The organism is Bacteroidota bacterium (assembly GCA_039111535.1).
In the GTDB taxonomy this organism is placed as follows: Bacteria; Bacteroidota; Rhodothermia; order Rhodothermales; family JAHQVL01; genus JBCCIM01.
The window spans coordinates 1-20,758 of the sequence record JBCCIM010000031.1 but is presented as its reverse complement, the minus strand read 5'-3'; the positions used below and the strand labels follow the sequence as shown (position 1 = coordinate 20,758).

The window sequence follows — 20,758 nt, the reverse complement described above, 5'->3', positions numbered from 1 at the left end:
TGTCGCTAGAGCTTAAGGAGGAGACCCACTTCGTGCCGCCGGAAACACCCACTTCAAGCGAGAACACGTCATGAAAACACTTTTTGCAACGCTTTTGCTCTGTTTATTCGTCTTATCACCTGCATACGCACAGCACGTTTTTGTCGTCAGTAGTCCTAGAGGATATGCAGATTTACTGCCGGGAGACGGCGATTGTCGCAGTTTATTCGGTCCCTGTACGTTACGTGCTGCGATTCAGGAAGCCAATGCGCTTGCCAATAGCCCGGATGGACCCGATGAAATTCATTTTTCATCCACGCTGGATTCTTCCTTTGTAATTGCCATGTCGGTAAACGTTTTGCCGGCAATCACGGATGCCCTCGTGATTGATGGGACCACGGCGCCCGGATCTGTTTTTTTGGATGGAGCGTCCATCGCCGGTAATGGCATTACCCTGGCAGCGGGCTCGGATGGTAGCACCATCAAGGGCATGACCATCGGTAATTTCCCGGAAGTCGGCATTTATGTCGAAAGCGAGGAAAATACCATTCTTGTTAATTATCTGGGGACAAATGCGGCGGGTGATGATTTGGGAAATGGGGGCGCCGGACTGTATCTGTCGGAGGATGGGGGTGAGAATATTGTAGGCGGTCGAGATGCGGGCAACGTTATCGGCTTTAACGGAGACGCAGGTGTTTTCATTGCATCATCGCGCAATGTTGTCGCCGGCAACTTCATCGGTACCGATGTTGAATACCGGCCACTTGGCAATCAGCGGCAGGGCATTACGGTGTCGCGCGGTTTTTCGAACGTTATAGGAGAGCCTGATGCCGGCAACTTTATTGGATTTAATGTGGGGGACGGTATTCAGCTGTGGAGTGGCGGTGTTGCGATCCGGTCAACGGTAATTCAACACAATTACATTGGCACCAACGCACAGGGGGATCCCATGGGGAACGGTGCAACCAGCATTGGCTCACCTGCTGGTATCTCTGTTCATTTCGCCGAGGAAACTACGATCACCCATAATGTAATAGGGTTTAGTCAGGGTGCTGGCATTGATGTAGGAGGCCCATTTTCGACCATTAAATCCAACTACGTCGGCGTTGGCTTCGGCGGTGAAAATATTGGCAACGGAAATGAGGGCATACGGTTAAGCAGTTCCGGTAACCAGGTAGGCGGGAATTTACCTGAAGATGGCAATGTCATTGGGTTTAATGAGAACGGTATTGAGTTGGTTTTTGGAAGCGAGACCGTACCGAACAACAACATCATCGAAAACAATTTTGTTGGAACGACACGTATCTGGACCAACGCGGGCAACACCGGCTTTGGGATTTGGGTAACGGATGGCGAAAACAACCTTGTTGGCTTGCCCGGGTCAGGTAATGTTGTTGGCTTTAACAAGACCGGAATTGCTGTATGGAGCAGTGAACGCAACCTGATACGCAGCAATTTCATCGGGACCAATGCGGACGGGTTGCCCATGGGAAATCTTGAAGTGGGATTGCATATGTCGGATTGTGAAGAGGAGCAAATTGGTGGTCGCGGATTTGGTCAGGGCAACGTTATTGGGTTTAACGGAACTGCCGGGATTGAATCGACTGAATGTGAAGGGATGATAATTGAAGGCAACTATATCGGCACCAATGCTGCGGGGGAGGACCTGGGTAATGCGGGATATGGCATCACCCTGGGTTTGGCGTCATCCAATACCATAATTGGCTATGCACCCCACGATCCTATTATTGAAGCTGAAGCAAGGGGCAACCATATACTGTACAACCGCGGCGGTGGTGTTGCTTTACCCTCTGAATTTCGCAGCCACGCTAACACGATTCGGGGCAATGTAATTGGCAACAACCTCGGGTTGGGCATCGACTTGTTCAATGAGGGTTTTTTGATCAATGACAATGAAGATACTGACGATGGACCCAACACCTTGCTCAATCACCCCGAGTGGCAATCGCTGAATTACAACGCGGCGCAAAAGCAGCTTGAAATTGTCTACACGTTGGATGTAGCCAGCACAGCGGCTGTGTTTCCCTTGACCATCGACTTGTACCTTGGCGATGGTTCAGCAGATACGCAGGGCAAGAAGTATGTCGGTAGCCATAGCTATGAGGTGCCCGGAGAAGCGGCTGTCTTTGCCGTAGACACCACCGGGTTGGCGTTGAAACTCGACGATGTATTTGTTGCTACGGCGACGGATTCATTGGGCAATACAAGCGAGTTTAGCAAAGCCACCGCGCCGGTCTCGAGTTGGGCTGCAGCGGCAACGTTTGTGCAAGATGACGAGGCGGCGCAGCCGCAAACGTACGCGCTATCACCCGCCTATCCGAATCCGTTTAATCCCACCACTTCGTTCTCGCTGGAAGTTGCCGATGTAGCGCCCGTTCGCATCGCCGTGTTTGATTTGCTTGGTCGCGAAGTTGCCCTGTTACACGACGCGCCGCTTTCAGCAGGCGTCCGGCATACGTTCACTTTTGACGCTGCCGGCTTGTCTAGCGGAACGTACCTGCTCCACGTGCAGGCAGATGCATTTCGAGCGGTCCGCATGCTCACGCTGCTGAAGTAATCATTTCCCCATATCAATTCAATAGCCGGCCCTTACGCGTGGGCCGGCTTATCCTTTGAGGCAATCACACGATGAAACGCTATTCCCTATACCTCTTGCTCTGCTTTTTTTGTACGATCTCCGCGCATGCACAAAACATATTTGTGGTTACTACCTCAGGTCATGGCCCTGATATCAATCCGGGTGATGGGATTTGTGCCACCTGGATTGGTGTCTGCACGTTCCGGGCGGCCATCGAGGAATCAAATGCGACGGTTAATGTGAGCAATTCGCAGCCTGACGAAATTCATTTTTCACCTGGACCCTTTGCAAACCGCATAAATTTATCTGGGCCGGCGCTTGTGCTGCCTGATATCGACGATCATGTCATTATCGATGGCACAACCGCAGAAGGGGGCGTTTATATCGATGGTACATTAGCCGCCCAGGACGACGGTATTGTATTGGCAACGGGATCAAGGAAAAGCGTTATAAAAGGATTAACGATCGGAAATTTTTCAGAGAGCGCTATTCTGGTAGAGGGGGGCTCAGACCAGGTTATCATAGGCAACTATCTGGGTACTGATCAGGACGGGAATGACAGAGGAAATGGGTTTGCCGGCATAGAGCTTGAACGGTCCAGTTTTTCCGTAGAAATCGGTTCGTCAGATGATCCCAATGTGATAGGGTTCAACGAAGTTGGGGTTTATTTGTCTATTTATGCACTGTTTACCCAGGTTGAAAATAACTATGTAGGTACCAATGCTGAAGGCGATTTTTTGGGTAACAATGGGGGCATTGATGTTTATGGAAGGTCAAATATCGTCTCAGGAAATACTGTGGGCTTTAATCAGGTAACAGGTATTACAGTTGATGGAGAACTCAACCGGATTACTGCAAATTATGTCGGCGTGAACGAAGAAGGAGATGATCTGGGGAGTGGTATCATAGGCATAGCTGATTACGGGAGCGCGAATGAAATAGGAGGGGTATTCAACACTGACGGTAATGTGATTGGTAACAATGACACAGGTATTTTGCTTGCGGGGGTAGCAGGACGGGTAGAAAATAATTATATCGGTACGAACGCATCAGGTGCAAATATTGGAAACGCTGGCATAGGAATTAAGGTGAACGCGGACCGCTACGTGATCGGTAGTCCGGTAGCCGGAAATGTCATTGGATTTAATGAGGAAGGCATCAACATAGGTTGGAGCCGGGCGCTGCTCATTCGTGGCAACTACATTGGCGTGAGCAAATCAGGGACACCCATTGGCAATTTTAAAGCTGGTCTTCGAATGTATGACATCGATGATAGTTTAATCGGCGGTGATTTTTATGGCGCAGTCAATACGATTGGCAGCAATGGTACATACGGAATTCATGTCTCCGGAAGTAACACGAACTTCCGTGTCGAAGGTAATTACATTGGCACGAACTCAGAACATCAGGCGCTGGGTAACGCGTTGGGCGGGATCTTAATGGATGGTGGTTTTGGCGACAGTGTTATCGGATATGGTTTGGGGGAGGTTGTTGACCACACAAAAATGGGCAAAGCCAATTATATCTTCTTCAACAAAGGGCCGGCCGTTGGCGTAATTGGATTGGGTAGTCACCCGCATACCATTCGAGGCAATGCAACAGGCGAAAATGATGGCATTGGCATTGACCTTAAGTTAGATGGCAATACCCCCAATGACGAGTTTGACGATGATACTGGCGCAAATACGCTCCTCAATTCTCCTGATATCGGAGAAGTCTTGTTCAACAGTGCAACGGGCCAACTCGAATTTACTTTTATCCACACGGCTGACACCATGTACGCTGCGTATCCGCTCACGCTGGATTTTTATATAGAAGATCAGTCTGCATTCGCCAGTCAAGGTGTACAACACATAGCCAGTACATCATATATCAATCCCCAGGATCTGGCTGTGCTTACTGTGGACACCACGGGATTGGGCGTTCATTTGGAAGACGTCATGTTTACCGCAACAGCAACGGACTCTCTGGGCAATACAAGTGAATTTGGCGGGGCCGTTGGCGTTTCCAATCTGGCTGCCCTGGAGCCATCGCTGGTACTAACTGAGCAGATGGATACCCATGAGTTAAAGCCGGCTTTTCCCAACCCGTTTAACCCGAGCACCAGTTTCGAATTGCTTTTGCGCGAGGATGGTCCTGTGCAGATTGCTGTCCACGATATGCTGGGCCGGCGGGTTGCCACCTTACACGACGGCATGTTGGAAGGCGCAAGGGTGCATACTTTCACCTTTAACGCTGCCGGCCTCGCCTCAGGCAGTTACCTGCTCCGGGTACAGGGAGATCGCTTTGTTGAGACCCGGCAATTGCAGCTGGTGAAGTAGTACGGTTTGTATCTCAAAAAGCAATCTGTGCCAGCTATTTTGTGTAGCTTTTTTGTTTAGTCTACTGGTTGTTTTGCTGTTTCTCCGCCAGCAATTCCAGCGATTTCTGATTGTTCTTGACAATCCTGTTGTCTGGACCAAACTGTGCGAGGAGTATTTTTTTTGCGCCGTGCAGCATTGAGTCTGCTTCCGCATACTTACCTGTTTTGATGAGTAAGTCGCCAAGGCTATCCATTGTGATCCCAATACGGGGATGATCGGCGCCGAGCAATTTTCTGTTTACAGCCAGCGCTTCGCGTAGGTAGGGTTCAGCACCGGCGTAGTCCCTTTTAGATTTCAGCAGGATACCCAGATTATTGAGTGTAGCGGCAACAGCAGGATGTGTATTGCCAAATAAGGCCCTGCGCATTTGCAGTGCTTGCTCGTAATGGGCAAAGCCCTCATCATACGCACGCATGGCCTTGTAGAGTGCGCCCAGATTATGCAGGATCAGCGCGATGTTGGGGTGCGAACTGCCATGCACTTGTTGGTACATCGCAAGGCTTGCTTTGTAATGGGTTTCAGCCTCTGCATACTTTTGCTGTGTCTTGAACAATTGCCCAAGATTGTTGAGGCTTCCGGCAATCATGGGATGGACCGGTCCAAGGCGGTTTCTCAGGTTTTCGAGTACGGATTGACTCAAAGCAATGGCTTCATCGAGCTTTCCTTGTCGTCTCAGGGTAGTCGCCAGATTGCCTTGCGCGGACACAATGTCAGGGTGGGTGAAGTCTCGCAGCTGGCTCCTGATCGCAATCACCTCCCGAAAAAGTGAGTCGGCAGTTTCGAAGTTAGCGCTCAGGTATTGCACGGTTGCGATGTTGTTCAGGTCAGATGCAACATCCCAGTGTGCTGGTCCTAGCAACGTACTCCGAAGCTGGTACGAGGCGCGGAATAATGAATCGGCCTCAACATAACGGCCCTGGCGCTGTCGGAGTACCCCTAAATCTTGTAAGTCGTCTGCAATTGAAATATGCTCTGCACCCGCGAGCCGGGTGTTCATTGCCAGCGCATCCAGGATTAGCGGCTCCGCTTCGTTGAACTTTCCCTGTTGGCGTAGGATGTTAGATTTCCCAGCCATGCTTTCTGCAATTTCTGCATGATCACCAGAATACAACGTTGTTCGTATTGACAGGGCCTCATCTAGCAAAGGCAGGGCTGCAACTGGATCACCAAGGCCGTTGTAGACATTGCCCAGCACATGAAGGAGCGAAGCTTTGACCTGGGGTTGATCCGCGAGCTCTTCGTGCAAGTTCTTGACGCCGATATCAAGTAGTGCACGAACCCGCAAGGTGTCGCGTCGCTCGGTATTTACGGCGAGTGGATCGGAAGCTTCAAACATGTTTTCGAGGAAGGCCGAGACCTGCTGTGCTTTGGTTGCTTCAGATTGCGCAAGGTCCCGTTGAATGGCCAAGTTTCGCGCCTGGATTGACATCGCGATGCCAAAACCGATGGCCAACAGAAATGCTGCGCTGGCTACTGCTACGACAGTTTGATGACGAAAAACAAACTTTTTGAACCGGTAGCTTAAGCGATCTTTTTGTGCGGAGACAGGAAGGCCTTCCAGGTAGCGTTGGATATCTTGTGCAAACTGTTCTGCTGAAGCATACCGCCGTGTTGGTTCTTTGCGGAGGGCCATGAGTACGATATTGTCCAGATCACCCTGGAGGGTTCTGCGGAGCCGCGCAGCACCTGTCCGGCGTGCGCTACTAATTGCTTCGATGGAAGCCTTGGTGTGGGTTGCTTCGGTAAGCGATGTACTTGGCCGGAGAGGTGTTTCTTCGCATATGATGCGCTCGACTTCCGATAGGATTTTTTTGTCTAACTGGTAAGGTCGCCGGCCTGTCAACATTTCATATAGTAGTACACCCAATGCATAGACATCGGTGGCCGTCGTGATGTTTGCACCCTGGACTTGCTCGGGTGCAGCATATTCCGGTGTCATCAGGCGAACCCTGCTTTGCGTGAGCGCAACAGACGTTTGCAAATCTGGCGCAAGCAGCTTTGCAATACCAAAATCGAGTAGTTTTACGACGCCGCCCTCGGTGACGAGAATATTGGAGGGCTTGATGTCGCGATGTACAACCAGATTGATGTGTGCATGCTGCACTGCCGCACAGACGGTGCGGAATAAACCCAGACGTTCCTCGATGGAGAGCGCGTGTTTATCACAAAACTTGGTGATGGGGAGCCCTTCCACATATTGCATCACCAGATAAGGCCGGCCATCGTTATCGATGCCACCATCCAGCAATTGGGTGATATTGGGATGCGATAAACGCGCCAGTACCTGGCGCTCCATGCGAAACCTGCGGAATAGGTCCGCACTTCGGTAACCTGGTCGCACTAATTTGAGCGCTACTTTTTGGTCGTACTGCCCATCGTTGCGTTGTGCCAGGTATACTTCACCCATGCCCCCTTCTCCGAGCAATTCCTCGAGACGGTAAGGCCCAATACGAGAGCCGATCAGGTCTGCAGCCCGTGACTGCGCCGGCGCTTCTTCGTTTAACAACTTGTTTTCCAGGGCAAAAGCAACGCTGTCCTGGTCGACATGCAACATCGATTCGAGTTCGTGTCGCAGGGCAGCATCATCACCGCAGGCCTTGTCGAGGAATTCTGCTTGTTCCTTGCCTTCCAGTGTGAGTGCTGAAATAAAAAGGTTTTCGAGTTGTTGCCAGCGGTTAGCGTCCATGGGTTAGCTCCAAAAATACTGTGGGTGTGCTTTACTTAGCGTCGCTCTGGCGCAAGAGTGGACACCAGTAAGCAAGCTTACGTTGACAAGTTCTTAGTCAGGGTTGTTCGTAAGCTACGACAAGTAAATTCTAGTGACATGGCTCCAAAACCTTCAACCTTAAACCTGCAACTTTCAACTGAAAACACATCTGTGTTTTCGATTGTTACTCTGGCTCTATCAAGCGGTCGCTTTCGCCGGCCATTTCTTTGCGCAACCAGGCCTTAGCTACAACCCAGGATCGCTGGACTGATCGCTTGGAAAGCCCCAATACTTCAGCCGTTTCGTCGAGCGTAAGGCCACCAAAGAACCTGTGTTGTACCACCTGGCCGGCCCGTTCGTTGATGTCCATGAGCCGCGTCAGTACCGCGTCTAGTAGCAATACTTCTTCTGATTCCTCCTGCGTGAGGAAAGCTTCTACTTTTTCCAGCGGTACGCTGGCCTGGCCACCGCCTCGCTTAACACGGTTCTTTTTGCGCGCATAATCCACAAGGATATTACGCATGGTTTGGCTCGCAACGGCCATGAAGTCATTGCGGTCTGCCATGTCAAGTTGTTTGCCGTTCACCAGCCGCAAATAAACCTCGTTCACCAACGCTGTTGCACCGAATGTGTGTCCTTTGCGTTCGCGGTTGATGCGGTGCTGGGCTACCCGATGCAGTTCGTCGTAGATGAGCGGGACCAATTCATCGAGGGCTGACGCGTCGCCATCGCTGAGCCGGCGAAGCCATACCGTGACTGTGCCTGTTTCTTGCATGACTGATACCCAGTGAGTGAATGCGGGGATGGGTCTCTTCCTTAATTAAAGGAATTATTCGACAAAGATCTTGCCGAGGGTTGAATACCAGGGGCAGCCTTCTTGGGAATATCGAGCAAGGAATAACGAATGTCGAAATTTACATTCCTTCAACCTTCAACCTTCAACCTACCCCCCGTGTCCACATTTCGAGATTGGCGACGCTAGAGTGATCAGATGGGCAGAAATCTGTAAGCAAACGCCCACCATGATCAGTTTCCATCAATCGAAGAAATACAATGAGAACACTTCTTGCACTATGCGGCTGGCTTTTGGTTAGCCTGCTGCCGGCTAACGGCCAAAAAATTTTTACCGTCAATTCTGTACTCGACCACACTGATGCAAATCCCGGTGATGGGCAGTGCCTCACCATGCTTGAATCCTGCACGCTGCGCGCAGCTATAGAAGAAGCCAATGCTACGGGCAATGCGTTTGCCGGCCCGGATGAAATCCACTTTTCTACTAGCTTGACGGCGCCTGTTGTGATCCGTGTTGGTCGAACTACAAATCTTGCGCTACCCGAAATTAAGGACCGCGTGATACTTGATGGATTAAGCGGGCCGGGTGCCGGCATACGAATCGAAGTGGAGGATACAAACTGGAATGGTTTTGAATTAGTGCTCGGGTCAGCGGGCAGTGTCATCAAGGGTTTTATCATAGGCAGGGTATCAACTGCAATTGTCATTCATAGCGATGCCAATTTGATCGAGCAAAACATCATCGGCATAGTCCCTGCAGGTGAGTTTCTGAATGCTATTGGTCTAAGGGTATTGGATGGGTCAGGTAATATCTTGCGGAACAACGTAATCGCTGACAACAGCACACAAGTATCTGTTTCTCCAGACGCAAGTAACACGGTTATACAGGCAAATCGGATTGGTGTTGATATGGATGGTAATCCCATAACCAATGCCTCTGGGATAATTGATTCAGGCAAAAACACCATCATTGGCGGTCCGCAGCCTGAGCAGGGTAATGTAATTGGAGGAAGTGTGCTTAGAACACTTTCTTTGGCTGGTGAGGGAGGGATTGTCAGCAATAACTATATCGGCACCAATGCCAGTGGCGCAAAGTTGGGGACTAGTGATGATTTGGGGATATCCATATATGGAGACCATTACACTATTGTTGATAATACCATTGGGTTTCAACGTACATTTCTACGGATATCCAATTGTGAAGGTATAACTGTCCAGCGAAATTACATAGGCACCAACGCTGCCGGCGATGATCTTGGTGTTCCTTTGCCGGCCAATGTTAACATTGGTATTGAAATAACAAACGCAGAAGACGTAGTAGTGGGCGGTAAGGCAGCCAATCAAGGGAATGTGGTAGGCAATATTCGAGGTAATGGTATTGTGCTGCACAATACGGCGCTAAGTGTTGTGCAAGGTAACTATATAGGCACGAATCGGAACGGCGCCAATCTCGGCAATGATGGGCATGGTGTTTTGCTTGAAGAAACTGTATTCGATACTACGATTGGATATAGCGCAGTTGATACCATATCTACGACGCAGCAATTTACCAATACTATTGCGTTTAACGGGGGCAGTGGTATTGCCATTGAATCGGCTCCGGGGACACGGAATACGTCTTTGCGCGGAAATCGCATGTATAACAATGGCGCCATCGGTATCGATTTGAATGTCGATGGTGTGACGATGAATGATTTAGATGATGCTGATGAAGGTCCCAATTTCAATCAGAATTATCCGGACATTCTCGTTGCTGGCTATGATGAGACACAGCATGTGCTTGGTGTCGAATATAGCATTGATGCCAGCAACGCCTATGTTACTTTCCCACTGACGGTAGACATGTATCTTGCTGATGATGCGAGCAGTGGCGAAGGCAAGACATACCTGGGGACGCACACATACGTGGTACCTGGTCGATCAGAGCGGTTTGAGGTGTCGGCTGACGGCTTAATATGGGATGTACGTGATGTGCTGGTGCTTACCGCAACAGATCCCTTTGGCAATACCAGCGAATTTAGTGCTACTTCCCAACCCCTTGGAGCGCCGCCATCGCTGGTGTCGAACGAAGATGAAGGAGCCGAATCAAGCGAGTTGTTAAAATATGGCTTCGCGCTTTCTCCAGCGTATCCGAACCCGTTTAACCCGCAAACCAACTTTACGCTACAGGTTGAGCAGCACCAGTCCGTTCGCGTCACCGTACACGATCTATTGGGTCGAACGGTTGCCTTGATCCACGATGGACCGCTTGCTGCCCAGGCTACCCACAGCTTCACTTTTAACGCTGCCGGCCTCGCTTCCGGGAGCTACCTTTTGCGCGTTGCCGGCGAACATTTTGTCGACACACGCAACCTCCTGCTAACCAAATAGATGGTGGGTGTCAAACAGGAGGAAATCCGAAAGGGCGCGGCTAAATACCGTGCCCTTTTTTCGTTTGGCGCAAACAAAAGGTGTACCCGAGCGGGGTGCTTTGGCGCAAATCTCCCCCTGACAAATGGCTGACGCGACCAGCCGCCATTACACACCTACAATTGCCTTTTCATCTCCAAATTTGAAGCCCCCCCATGGCGTGCGGATTATAAAAAAACTCGGCCAATTTGCTTCCTTATGTCGATCCCCCAATCTCTCTGGCTGAAACAGGTAAAAGTGCTCCCGCAAATCTGCCTGAATCAGCATTCTGCAAGCATTTGGTGAGTTCTTATGTGTCAGTTTCAACGCTCAACAGTTCTCACATTACTCCTGGTGGCTTTTCTGTGGCCATTGAGTAATGTGCAGGCTCAGTTTACAGACGTCGCATCCAGCGTGGGGATCAATGTGACCCATGATGGTGCATCTGTAGCTGATATGGGGTTAGGTACCGGTGCAGCCTGGTTTGACTATGATAACGACGGCGACCTTGACCTCTACATGACCATGCGCACAGGCGCAAACTTTCTTTTTGAAAACAACGCTGGCTCGTTTACGGACGTAGCTGCCGCCGCTGGTGTCCAGGATGCCAGCAACGATGGCGCCGGCGTTGCTGCAGCCGACTATAACAACGACGGCTGTATCGACCTTTACCTCGCAAATTCTATCGAAGACGTGCTCTTTGAGAACAATTGCGACGGTACCTTCACAGACGTTTATGCCGGCTCTGGCCTTGAAACGTCAGGCGAACGCCGCGGTACTTCCGCCTCATGGGGAGACTACGACAACGACGGTTTTGTCGATTTGTACGTAGCGCATCACTACCCGCTCGATGGCACCAACGTACCCGACGACAAATCCAAAGGTCAGGACTACCTCTACTACAACAACGGCGACGGCACCTTTACCGACGTTACCGATGCTTTTCTCGGCGATGACCGCGAAAAAGCAAGCTTTATTGGTAGCTGGACTGACTATGACAACGACGGTGACCTCGATATCTACATGATCGCTGACTGTCCGTTTGATGCCCAGGCGCCTATGCGACTCTGGAGAAATGACGGCGGTACAAACGGGGAAACCGACTGGACCTTCACAAACGTTGCGGATGTAGCCAATGCAAACTGGTGCCAGAACGGCATGGGTATCGCGGTTGGTGACTACGACAAAGACGGTTTCCAGGACTACTTCTACACGGACAACGGCAACCTTTCTGGTTCAGGTGGGCTAGAGCGTCAGGGTACGATTCTGTTGAATAACAACGGGTCGACCATGTCTGATGCCACCGATGCTGCCAACGTTTCTTCGTTCAACTTCTCATGGGGAGCCAACTTCTTCGACTACGACCTCGATGGTTGGGAAGATCTCTTCATGGCAGCTGGTTCTCTGAACAACTTCGATCCTGTAGAGTCTGTCCTCTGGCATTCTGATGGCGACGGTACATTCACCGACGTATCAGCTGCTCAGGGTGTGGATGACACCGGCCGCGGCCGTACCGGCGTTTACGCTGACTACGACGAGGATGGTGACCCGGATCTGTTCCTCGTGAACTACGCCGGCCAGGCGCGGCTTTTCCGCAACGACAATGGCAACGGCAACAACTGGCTCATCGTAGACTTGCAGGGTGTGACCAGTAACCGCCAGGGTATTGGCGCAAAAGTAATTGTAACCAGTGCCAGCAGTGGCACGCAGACACACGAGATTCACAGCGGTTCGAGCGTTGGTGGCGGGGATGATGTGGCTGCGTACTTCGGCCTTGGTTCAGATGCTTCTATTTCTAACCTGACCATCGAATGGCCATCAGGGACCGTGCAGACGGTAAGTGGCGTGGGCATCAACCAGCGTATTCTGGTTGTAGAGTCCAGTTCAACCGGTGGTGGAAACGACCTCTTTACCGATGTGACCAGCTCTGCCGGCCTCAACGTATCACACGTAGGCGACCAGACAGGCGACATGGCCATTGGTACAGGTGCTGCCTGGTTTGATTACGACCAGGATGGCGATCTCGACCTTTACATGACCAACCGTACCGGTGCAAACCACCTGTTCGAAAACAATGGTGGAAGCTTCACTGATGTAGCTGCGGCTGCGGGCGTTCAGGATGCCGGCAACGACGGTTCAGGTGTAGCAGTGGCCGACTACAACAACGACGGTTGTGTTGACCTCTACCTGGCCAACTCAAATGGTGATGCCTTCTACGAGAACAATTGTGATGGCACATTCACCAACATCTTTACAGGATCAGGTCTCGAGGCGTCAGAAGAGCGCCGCGGTACGTCTGCTTCCTGGGGCGATTATGACCAGGATGGTTTCCTTGACCTCTATGTATCACATCACATGCCGTTCAGCCAGACCTTCACCGGCGACGGCGAGCAGGATTACCTGTTCCACAACGATGGCGGTACGGGCAACTTCACCGATGTATCTGACATGCTACTTGGTGGCGACCGCATGGGACGCGCCTTTATCAGTGGCTGGACAGATTACGACAATGACAACGATCTCGATGTATACTTGATCGCTGACTGTCCATTTGGTCAGAACTCTGCGCCGATGCGTCTCTTCCGTAATGATGGAGGCACCAATGGCACAACTGACTGGACGTTCACGGAAGTGTCTGATGCAACCAATACCGACTGGTGCCAGAACGGTATGGGCCTCGCTACGGGCGACTACAACCGTGACGGTTGGATGGACTTCTTCTTCACAGACAATGGCGCAACCACAACCGAGTATCCAGACGCTTCCAAGCGCGTGGGTGCTGTACTGCTTCGCAACGACAACGGTACCTTTACCGAGACGACCGATGCAGCGCAGGTTGACAACAACCACTTCTCGTGGGGTGCCAACTTCTTTGACTACGACCTCGACGGCTGGCAAGACCTCTTTATGGTTGGTGGCGCCATGGCTCCGGAGAACGTTGTAGAAAACATTCTCTGGAAAAACGACGGCGACGGCACGTTCTCTGACGTATCCAGCACAGCTGGTGGCATGGATGACGGTTCCAACACCCGTACTTCTGCTTATGCAGACTACGATGGTGACGGCGACCTCGACATGTTCATCGTGAACTACAACCAGCCTGTCAAGCTTTTCAGAAACGACAACAACAATGGCAACAACTGGTTGACAATTGATCTCCAGGGTGTAAGCAGCAACCGCGACGGTATTGGTGCACGCCTTGAGCTGAGCACACCAGACGGTGTAACACAGCATTTCGAGATTCGCAGTGGCTCCAGCCTTGGCGCCGGCGATGATGTTGCTGCCTACTTCGGTATTGGCAACAACGGTTCAATCTCGAACCTGCAGATCACATGGCCTTCAGGTACGGTACAGAACGTATCCGGCCTGGGCATTAACCAGCGTCATCTCGTTGTAGAAGATGGAACAGCTACCTCAACACTGGCACTCTCGCCACTGAGCGTCGACTTTGACGCTGTTGAAGTTGGTTCTTCTTCTGCACCTGTAGAAATGACCATGACGAACAATGGTGTTGATGCCATCGACGTAACCGACGTTTCGATCTCGGGCGCTGATGCAACGGACTTCAGCCACGACTTCTCTGGTCCGATCACGCTCTCTGGTGGTGCCACGGGCACGTTCAACGTAACCTTCTCGCCACAGGAGGCCGCAGCGCCTAGCCTGTTGCCTGAAGGCGTGCTCTACCGCGTTAACGCGGGTGGCGATCTGCTTGGTGACTGGGAAGAAGACTCAGACACCAATGTGTCACCTTACGTATTGCCAGGTGCTACGTCAATCGAAACTGACGCAGTTACGCCAACAATCGATGCATCTGTTCCGGCTGAAACGCCAGACGATCTGTTCAAATCTGCGCGTCGCGACGCTACGAAGAACGATCCGAAAATGGAATGGGACTTCCCTGTAACCGCAGGTGAAGAAATTGAGGTACGCCTCTTCTTCGCTGAAATGTCGCGTTGTTCTTCAGGTAACCGCCTCTTCGACGTTGAAATCGAAGGTAACCTGGTATTGGACGACTTCGATATTTTCACCGAAGCCGGCAACGCCTGTAACGTTGGTATCATGCGGTCCTTCACCGTAACGCCAACCGACGGCAACCTCGATATCGACTTCCCGCTCGTCAATGGCCGGCCTTCACTGGTCACAGGATTTGAAATCCTGGGCGCCGGCGGCGGTGGCACAAGCGATCCGCGCTCCGCGCAGCTGGTGGTATCTCACACGGGATCCAACCCTGCTGTTAACGCTGACCTGATGGGTGAAGCAACTACCGACGGTAGCGGCAACAACGCACCAACGGCAGCCTTTACCTTCACAACGACAGGTCTCCAGGCGAGCTTCACTGATGGTAGCTCCGACAGCGATGGCACAATCGCCGGTTGGGACTGGGACTTTGGTGATGGCAACACATCAACCGGACAGAATCCTGACATCACGTATGCTGCCAGCGGCACCTACACGGTTACGCTCACGGTCACTGATGACCTCGGGGCAACCGGTAGCACAAGCCAACAGGTTACGGTAAGTGACGGCAACGTTGCGCCAACCGCAGTCTTCACAGCTTCTGTTAACGACCTGAGCGTTGAATATACAGATGCCAGTACAGACAGCGATGGCAGCGTAGTAAGCTGGAGCTGGGACTTTGGTGATGGCAATACATCCACCACCCAGAGCCCAACGCACGCATACGGTGCTTACGGTATCTACACGGTTACATTGACCGTTACAGACGACCAGGGTGCTACAGGTAGCGCTACGCAGGATGTCAATGTCGCTGATCCGAATGCAATCGGACCTTTTGTTGAAGAAGGTGGCATGGTTGTAATGGAAGCAGAAAACTTCCTGAACAATGAACCGCGTAGCGATCACGAGTGGATCACTTCAACCGATCAGGCTGATTACAGCGGAACCAGTGCAATGGTAACCACGCCAAACACAGGTACCAACCTGAAGAAGTCCAGCGTAGGCAATAGCCCGGTAATGACGTATGAAGTCGACTTCACGACTACCGGCTCTTACTTCGTATGGGCACGTATCTTTGCACCAGCCGTTGTGGACAATACCATCCACATGGGTCTTAACGATTTCCCTTCAGCGAGTAAAATGGAATCTTCTACCATTGGCTCCTGGAACTGGGTGAATGTGAACTCCAAAGGCAATGTGCTGACGATGGGTATTACAGCCGGCGGTGTTAATACAGTGAATGTCTGGATGCGCGAAGATGGCGCTTACGTAGACAAAGTTGTGTTAACAACCGACATCAACTTTGTCCCAACCGGACAGGGTCCTGCTGAAAGCCCGCGTTCAGGTGCTGTAGCTGCAGCGAAGAATGGTGGACTTAACAAAGACATGCTGACCCTGCAGGGCGCATCTGTTGATCTGCCAACCGAGTACGCGCTGGAAGACAACTATCCGAATCCGTTCAATCCTGCAACTACCATCAAGTTTGCGTTGCCGGAAGAAGCAGGGGTAACCCTTGAAGTGTACGACACGATGGGTCGCCGCATTGCTACACTGATGAATGGACAGCTTGCTGCCGGCCGTTATGAAACCCAGTGGAATGGGCGAAATGACGCAGGCGCTCCTGTTGCAAGTGGCATTTATCTCTATCGGATTAAAGCCGGATCCTTTACCCAAACCAATACCATGTTGCTCATGAAGTAAAAGTGTGTCCTTCGACATACTTGCCCGACGATTGAAAGCAGATCGAGCGGGAAGGGTGGTACAATGTCACCCTTCCCTTCGATCTTCCGCTTCTCGGGTTCGCCGACGACTCAGCTGCAAACAATGTGCAGCGAGAAATTGCAACGATGATTGTTTTGGAACGCAATTCCGTCTGCTCGCAAAAGCAACTCGCTCAAGAATTTTCTAGATCAAATATTTCGATATGTTTAAAAAACTTGCTACCAGAGGTGTAATCCCGCTTCTGTTCTTTGTAGCCTGGTCTCTTCTGACCACACAAGCGTTTGCACAGGTTTCTTTTCAGGAATCAAGTGTAGCCGCCGGCCTGGATACAGAGCTCTACGACACCGGACATGCGCACGGACTTGGCGTGATCTGGGTGGATTACAACAACGACGGATGGCCCGATATCTTCGCCACAAACGGCGCAGGTATGGACGTTCATCTGTTCCTGAATAACCAGGATGGAACGTTTACAAACAAAGATGCCATCCTGCCTTCAATCTCGAATGAAGAAAAAACGGCCGCCAACTTTGCCGACTACGACAATGATGGCGACATGGATATCTACATCACGATGAACAACAGCCTCGGTAACCCTGATGGGGAAGCCAACGTGCTGTGGCAAAATCAGTGGGTAGAAAATGGTGGTGCAGAAAGCACCCCAATGTTTATTGATGTGGCTGCAGCCGCCGGCGTAGACAACCTGCCAGCTGTTCCTTTTGGCAGCGATCCCGGACACCAAAGTCTTACCGCTGCCTGGCTGGATTACAACCTCGACAGCTGTATTGACCTCTTTGTAGGCAATATGGTGTTCTTCGAAGGGGGTATGCCAAGCAATAACAATGCCCTGTACATGAATAACTGCGACGGCACGTTTACCAACGTTACCGTCGCCAGTGGTGTGAATCCTGAAACGGATGTTGACTGGTACCGTCCGACGCTGACTGCTTTTGCCGGCCTGATGGACCCGAACGACCTGTTTCCGGATATCTACGTGACCAACGTTCACGATGCATCACCCTGGCATCATGACCAGCAGTTCCGCAACAACGGCGATGGTACCTTCACCGAGATGGTTACTTCTATGCCGGGTATTGGTGATGATTCAGGCGCTGGTATGGGCATCGACCTTGCCGACATCGACCTTGATGGCGACTGGGATATCTACATGACCGACCTGCCTGATCCAGGCAACGAACCTGTCGCTGAAGGCAACCCGTTCTACACCGGTAATGCTGATGGCACATGGAACGAAAACTCAGCGCCTGCAGCCGGCATCACCGGCGGTGGTTCCTGGGGTATCGTTTTTGTCGACTTTGACCAGGATGGTTTTGAAGATCTACTTGTAGGGACAGGCGACCCGATTCTCTATCACAACGATGGAGACGGTACGTTTACCAACATTACCGGCTCTGCAGGTCTGCCTGCATTTGGCGGTAGCTCTCGCGGCCTCGCGGCAGCAGACTATGACCGTGATGGCGACCAGGACATCGTTGTGATCCACGACGGCTTTGGTATGCACCTGTATGAGAACATTACCTCAAACAGCAACAACTACCTCCAGGTTAATCTCGACGCAACCCAGAGTAACACTGGCGCCATCAACGCGCTTGTTAAAGTTACTGCCGGCGGTGTTGAGCGGATGCGCCAGATCAAAGGTGCTGTGAGTGCACACTCGCAGAATGAACTGGTGCTCGAATTTGGTCTGGGTACTGCAACAACAGCAGACAACGTAGACATTTTCTGGCCATCTGGTCAGGTATCTAACCTGACAAGCGTAGGCGTCAACCAGATGATCAACGTTACAGAACCCAGCGGTGTTGCTGGTCTGTTCACAGACGTATCGGTAGCTGCCGGCGTATCAGCCACGCACGACGGGGACCTTTTCCCAGTCGTAGGCGATCCGCGTAAAGGTACTGGTGCCGCCTGGTTTGACTACGACCTCGATGGCGACATGGACCTCTACACCACGATGCGTACACAGGCGAACTTCCTGTGGAGCAACAACGGTGACGGGACCTTCACCAACATGGCTGCCGCAGCCGGCGTCGAAGACGCAACGGGCGACGGTGGTGGTGTGGTTGTAGCTGACATCGACAACGATGGCGACAAAGACCTCTTCCTTGCCAATGGCGGCGAAGACGTACTCTATCGCAACAACGGCGACGGCACATTCACCGACATCACAGCCGGCTCAGGCATCGACGCGCTGCTGGAGCACCGCGCATCCTCAGCCTCATTTGGTGACTATGACAATGACGGCTTTGTAGACCTCTACATCGCCAACCACACGGCAGTATCAGGTGCCACGTTTGACGGCATCAACGGCCAGGACTACATCTTCCACAACAATGGCGATGGTACGTTTACCGACGTATCGGACATGTTGATGGGCGTTGACCGCGAAGGCCGCAGCTTTGTGGGTGGATTCACCGACTTCGATAAAGACGGTGACCTTGACGTATTCAAAGTGAACGACTGTCCAACGTCGAACACCGACCCGACGGAGTTCTTCCGTAACGACGGCGGTACCGACGGCGCAACGGACTGGACCTTCACGGAGATCAGCGCTTCAATCGAAGCAGACTGGTGTCAGCAGGGTATGGGTCTGGCCATGGGTGACTATGACCGCGACCTTGACACGGACCTCTACTTCACCGACAACGGTGGCACGAGCCCGACGTCAGCCAACGTACGCGCCGGCGGTGTGCTGCTGCGCAACGATCTGACAACCTACTTCGAGCGCACTGATGCAGCTGGCGTAGATAACGACAACATTACCTGGGGTGCCAACTTCTTCGACTACGACCTCGATGGCTGGCTTGACCTCTACGTTGCAGCCGGCGGTATGCAGGATCTGCAGACGGATATGAACTCGTATCTCTACCAGAACAACGGCGACGGTACGTTTGCAGATGTATCGACCAACAGTGGTGGTCTGGATACGCAGGAGCGTACCCGTACGAGCGCGTTTGCAGACTATGATGCAGACGGTGACCCGGACATGTTCATCGTGAACTACGAAGGTCAGATGCAGCTCTTCCGTAATGACAACGCGAACTTCAACAACTGGGCGATCATCGATCTCCAGGGTGTGACGAGTAACCGCGATGGTATTGGCGCGAAGATCGAAGTAGAGACGAATGATGGCGTAACCCAGTACCACGAAGTGCGTAGCGGCTCGAGCCTTGGCGCGGGCGACGACATCGGTGGCTACTTCGGCCTCGGCACCGCAAGCTCAATTGTGAGCGTAACGGTGACCTGGCCATCAGGTACGGTGCAGACCGAAACAGGTATCGGCATCAACCAGCGGAGCCTCATCGTTGAAGATGGCGGCACCGGCGGTGGTTCAACGCTAACTGCTTCGCCGCTCAGCATCGACTTCGGCCAGATTGAGGTTGGCTCAACTTCAGCACCCGTTGCTGTAACGCTGACCAACACGGGTGATGCAGATGTTGACGTAACCAGCGTATCACTTACGGGTGACGATGCTGCAGAATTTGCACACGATGCAGCAAGCACATTTACAGTACTTGCAGGTGGACAGGAGACGGTTAATGTGACCTTCTCTCCTTCTTCCATCAGCACACCGCTTGCCAGCACGGTTATCTACAAAATAAACGGTGGTGGAGCTGTTGTTGGAGACTTCACGGAAGACTCTGATGCCAATCCATCTGCATTTGTGAATGTGACGGATACGCAAGTTGAAACGCACACAGATGTGGTAACACTGGACGCTTCAGTGCCAGCCGGCACGCCAATGGAAATCTTCCAGTCTGTCCGTCGCGATGCCGCTAAAGCAGCGCCTGACATGACGTGGGACTTCCCGGTAACGGCAGGTAATGATTACGAAGTACGGATGTACTTCAACGAGAACTCGCGCTGTTCTGTTGGCGGCCGCATCTTCGATGTGGTTGTTGAAGACGTCGTTGTTCTTGATGATTTCGACATCTATGCCGCAGCCGGCAACGTTTGTGACACCGGCATCATGCACAGCACTACGCTGACTGCAGGAGATGCCACGTTGACGATCGCTATGCCGCTGGTAAACAACCGGCCTTCAACTATTGCAGCAATTGAGATCATTGAACTCGACGGCAGCACGGGTACCGGTCCAAAAACAGCACAGCTGGTATTTGACCACGACGGTACCAACGCCTCACAGACCGTTGATCTGACGGGTGAAGGCGTTGATGCTGGTGGCAACCAGGCGCCTGTTGCAGGCTTTACCTTCTCCACAGATGGATTGCT

General features: G+C 52.0%; 7 protein-coding genes. 5 read left to right on the top strand and 2 right to left on the bottom strand.

Going from position 1 to position 20,758, the window contains the following annotated elements; all coding sequences use genetic code 11:
* The first annotated feature begins 70 nt into the window (after positions 1 to 70).
* Positions 71 to 2,557: a T9SS type A sorting domain-containing protein gene (locus AAF564_07240; GenBank protein ID MEM8485327.1), complete on the top strand. Its 2,487-nt coding sequence runs from the start codon at positions 71 to 73 to the stop codon at positions 2,555 to 2,557.
* Positions 2,558 to 2,628: 71 nt separating this feature from the next.
* Positions 2,629 to 4,899: a T9SS type A sorting domain-containing protein gene (locus tag AAF564_07235; GenBank protein MEM8485326.1), complete on the top strand. Its 2,271-nt coding sequence runs from the start codon at positions 2,629 to 2,631 to the stop codon at positions 4,897 to 4,899.
* Between the two features lie 61 nt (positions 4,900 to 4,960).
* Here AAF564_07235 and AAF564_07230 read toward each other — a convergent pair whose 3' ends face one another.
* Positions 4,961 to 7,627 (bottom strand): serine/threonine-protein kinase, encoded by a 2,667-nt coding sequence (locus AAF564_07230; protein ID MEM8485325.1) that lies wholly within the window; start codon positions 7,625 to 7,627, stop codon positions 4,961 to 4,963.
* 205 nt (positions 7,628 to 7,832) lie between these two features.
* Positions 7,833 to 8,423: an ECF-type sigma factor gene (locus AAF564_07225; GenBank protein MEM8485324.1), complete on the bottom strand. Its 591-nt coding sequence runs from the start codon at positions 8,421 to 8,423 to the stop codon at positions 7,833 to 7,835.
* Between the two features lie 278 nt (positions 8,424 to 8,701).
* On the opposite strand from AAF564_07225, the gene AAF564_07220 reads away from it, so the two are divergent.
* The 3 genes from AAF564_07220 to AAF564_07210 form a co-directional block, all read left to right on the top strand.
* Positions 8,702 to 10,810 (top strand): CSLREA domain-containing protein, encoded by a 2,109-nt coding sequence (locus tag AAF564_07220; protein ID MEM8485323.1) that lies wholly within the window; start codon positions 8,702 to 8,704, stop codon positions 10,808 to 10,810.
* 330 nt (positions 10,811 to 11,140) lie between these two features.
* A complete protein-coding gene (locus AAF564_07215) occupies positions 11,141 to 16,486 on the top strand; it encodes an FG-GAP-like repeat-containing protein (protein MEM8485322.1) in 5,346 nt (1,781 codons plus the stop codon).
* Between the two features lie 223 nt (positions 16,487 to 16,709).
* The coding region (locus tag AAF564_07210; GenBank protein ID MEM8485321.1) for an FG-GAP-like repeat-containing protein at positions 16,710 to 20,758 on the top strand (4,049 nt) is incomplete at its 3' end.

What these genes read in the sequence shown, in the direction of transcription:
- AAF564_07240 (MEM8485327.1), top strand. Translation starts at nt 71, where the DNA reads ATGAAAACACTTTTTGCAACGCTTTTGCTCTGTTTATTCGTCTTATCA.
- AAF564_07235 (MEM8485326.1), top strand. Translation starts at nt 2,629, where the DNA reads ATGAAACGCTATTCCCTATACCTCTTGCTCTGCTTTTTTTGTACGATC.
- AAF564_07230 (MEM8485325.1), bottom strand. Translation starts at nt 7,627, where the DNA reads ATGGACGCTAACCGCTGGCAACAACTCGAAAACCTTTTTATTTCAGCA.
- AAF564_07225 (MEM8485324.1), bottom strand. Translation starts at nt 8,423, where the DNA reads ATGCAAGAAACAGGCACAGTCACGGTATGGCTTCGCCGGCTCAGCGAT.
- AAF564_07220 (MEM8485323.1), top strand. Translation starts at nt 8,702, where the DNA reads ATGAGAACACTTCTTGCACTATGCGGCTGGCTTTTGGTTAGCCTGCTG.
- AAF564_07215 (MEM8485322.1), top strand. Translation starts at nt 11,141, where the DNA reads ATGTGTCAGTTTCAACGCTCAACAGTTCTCACATTACTCCTGGTGGCT.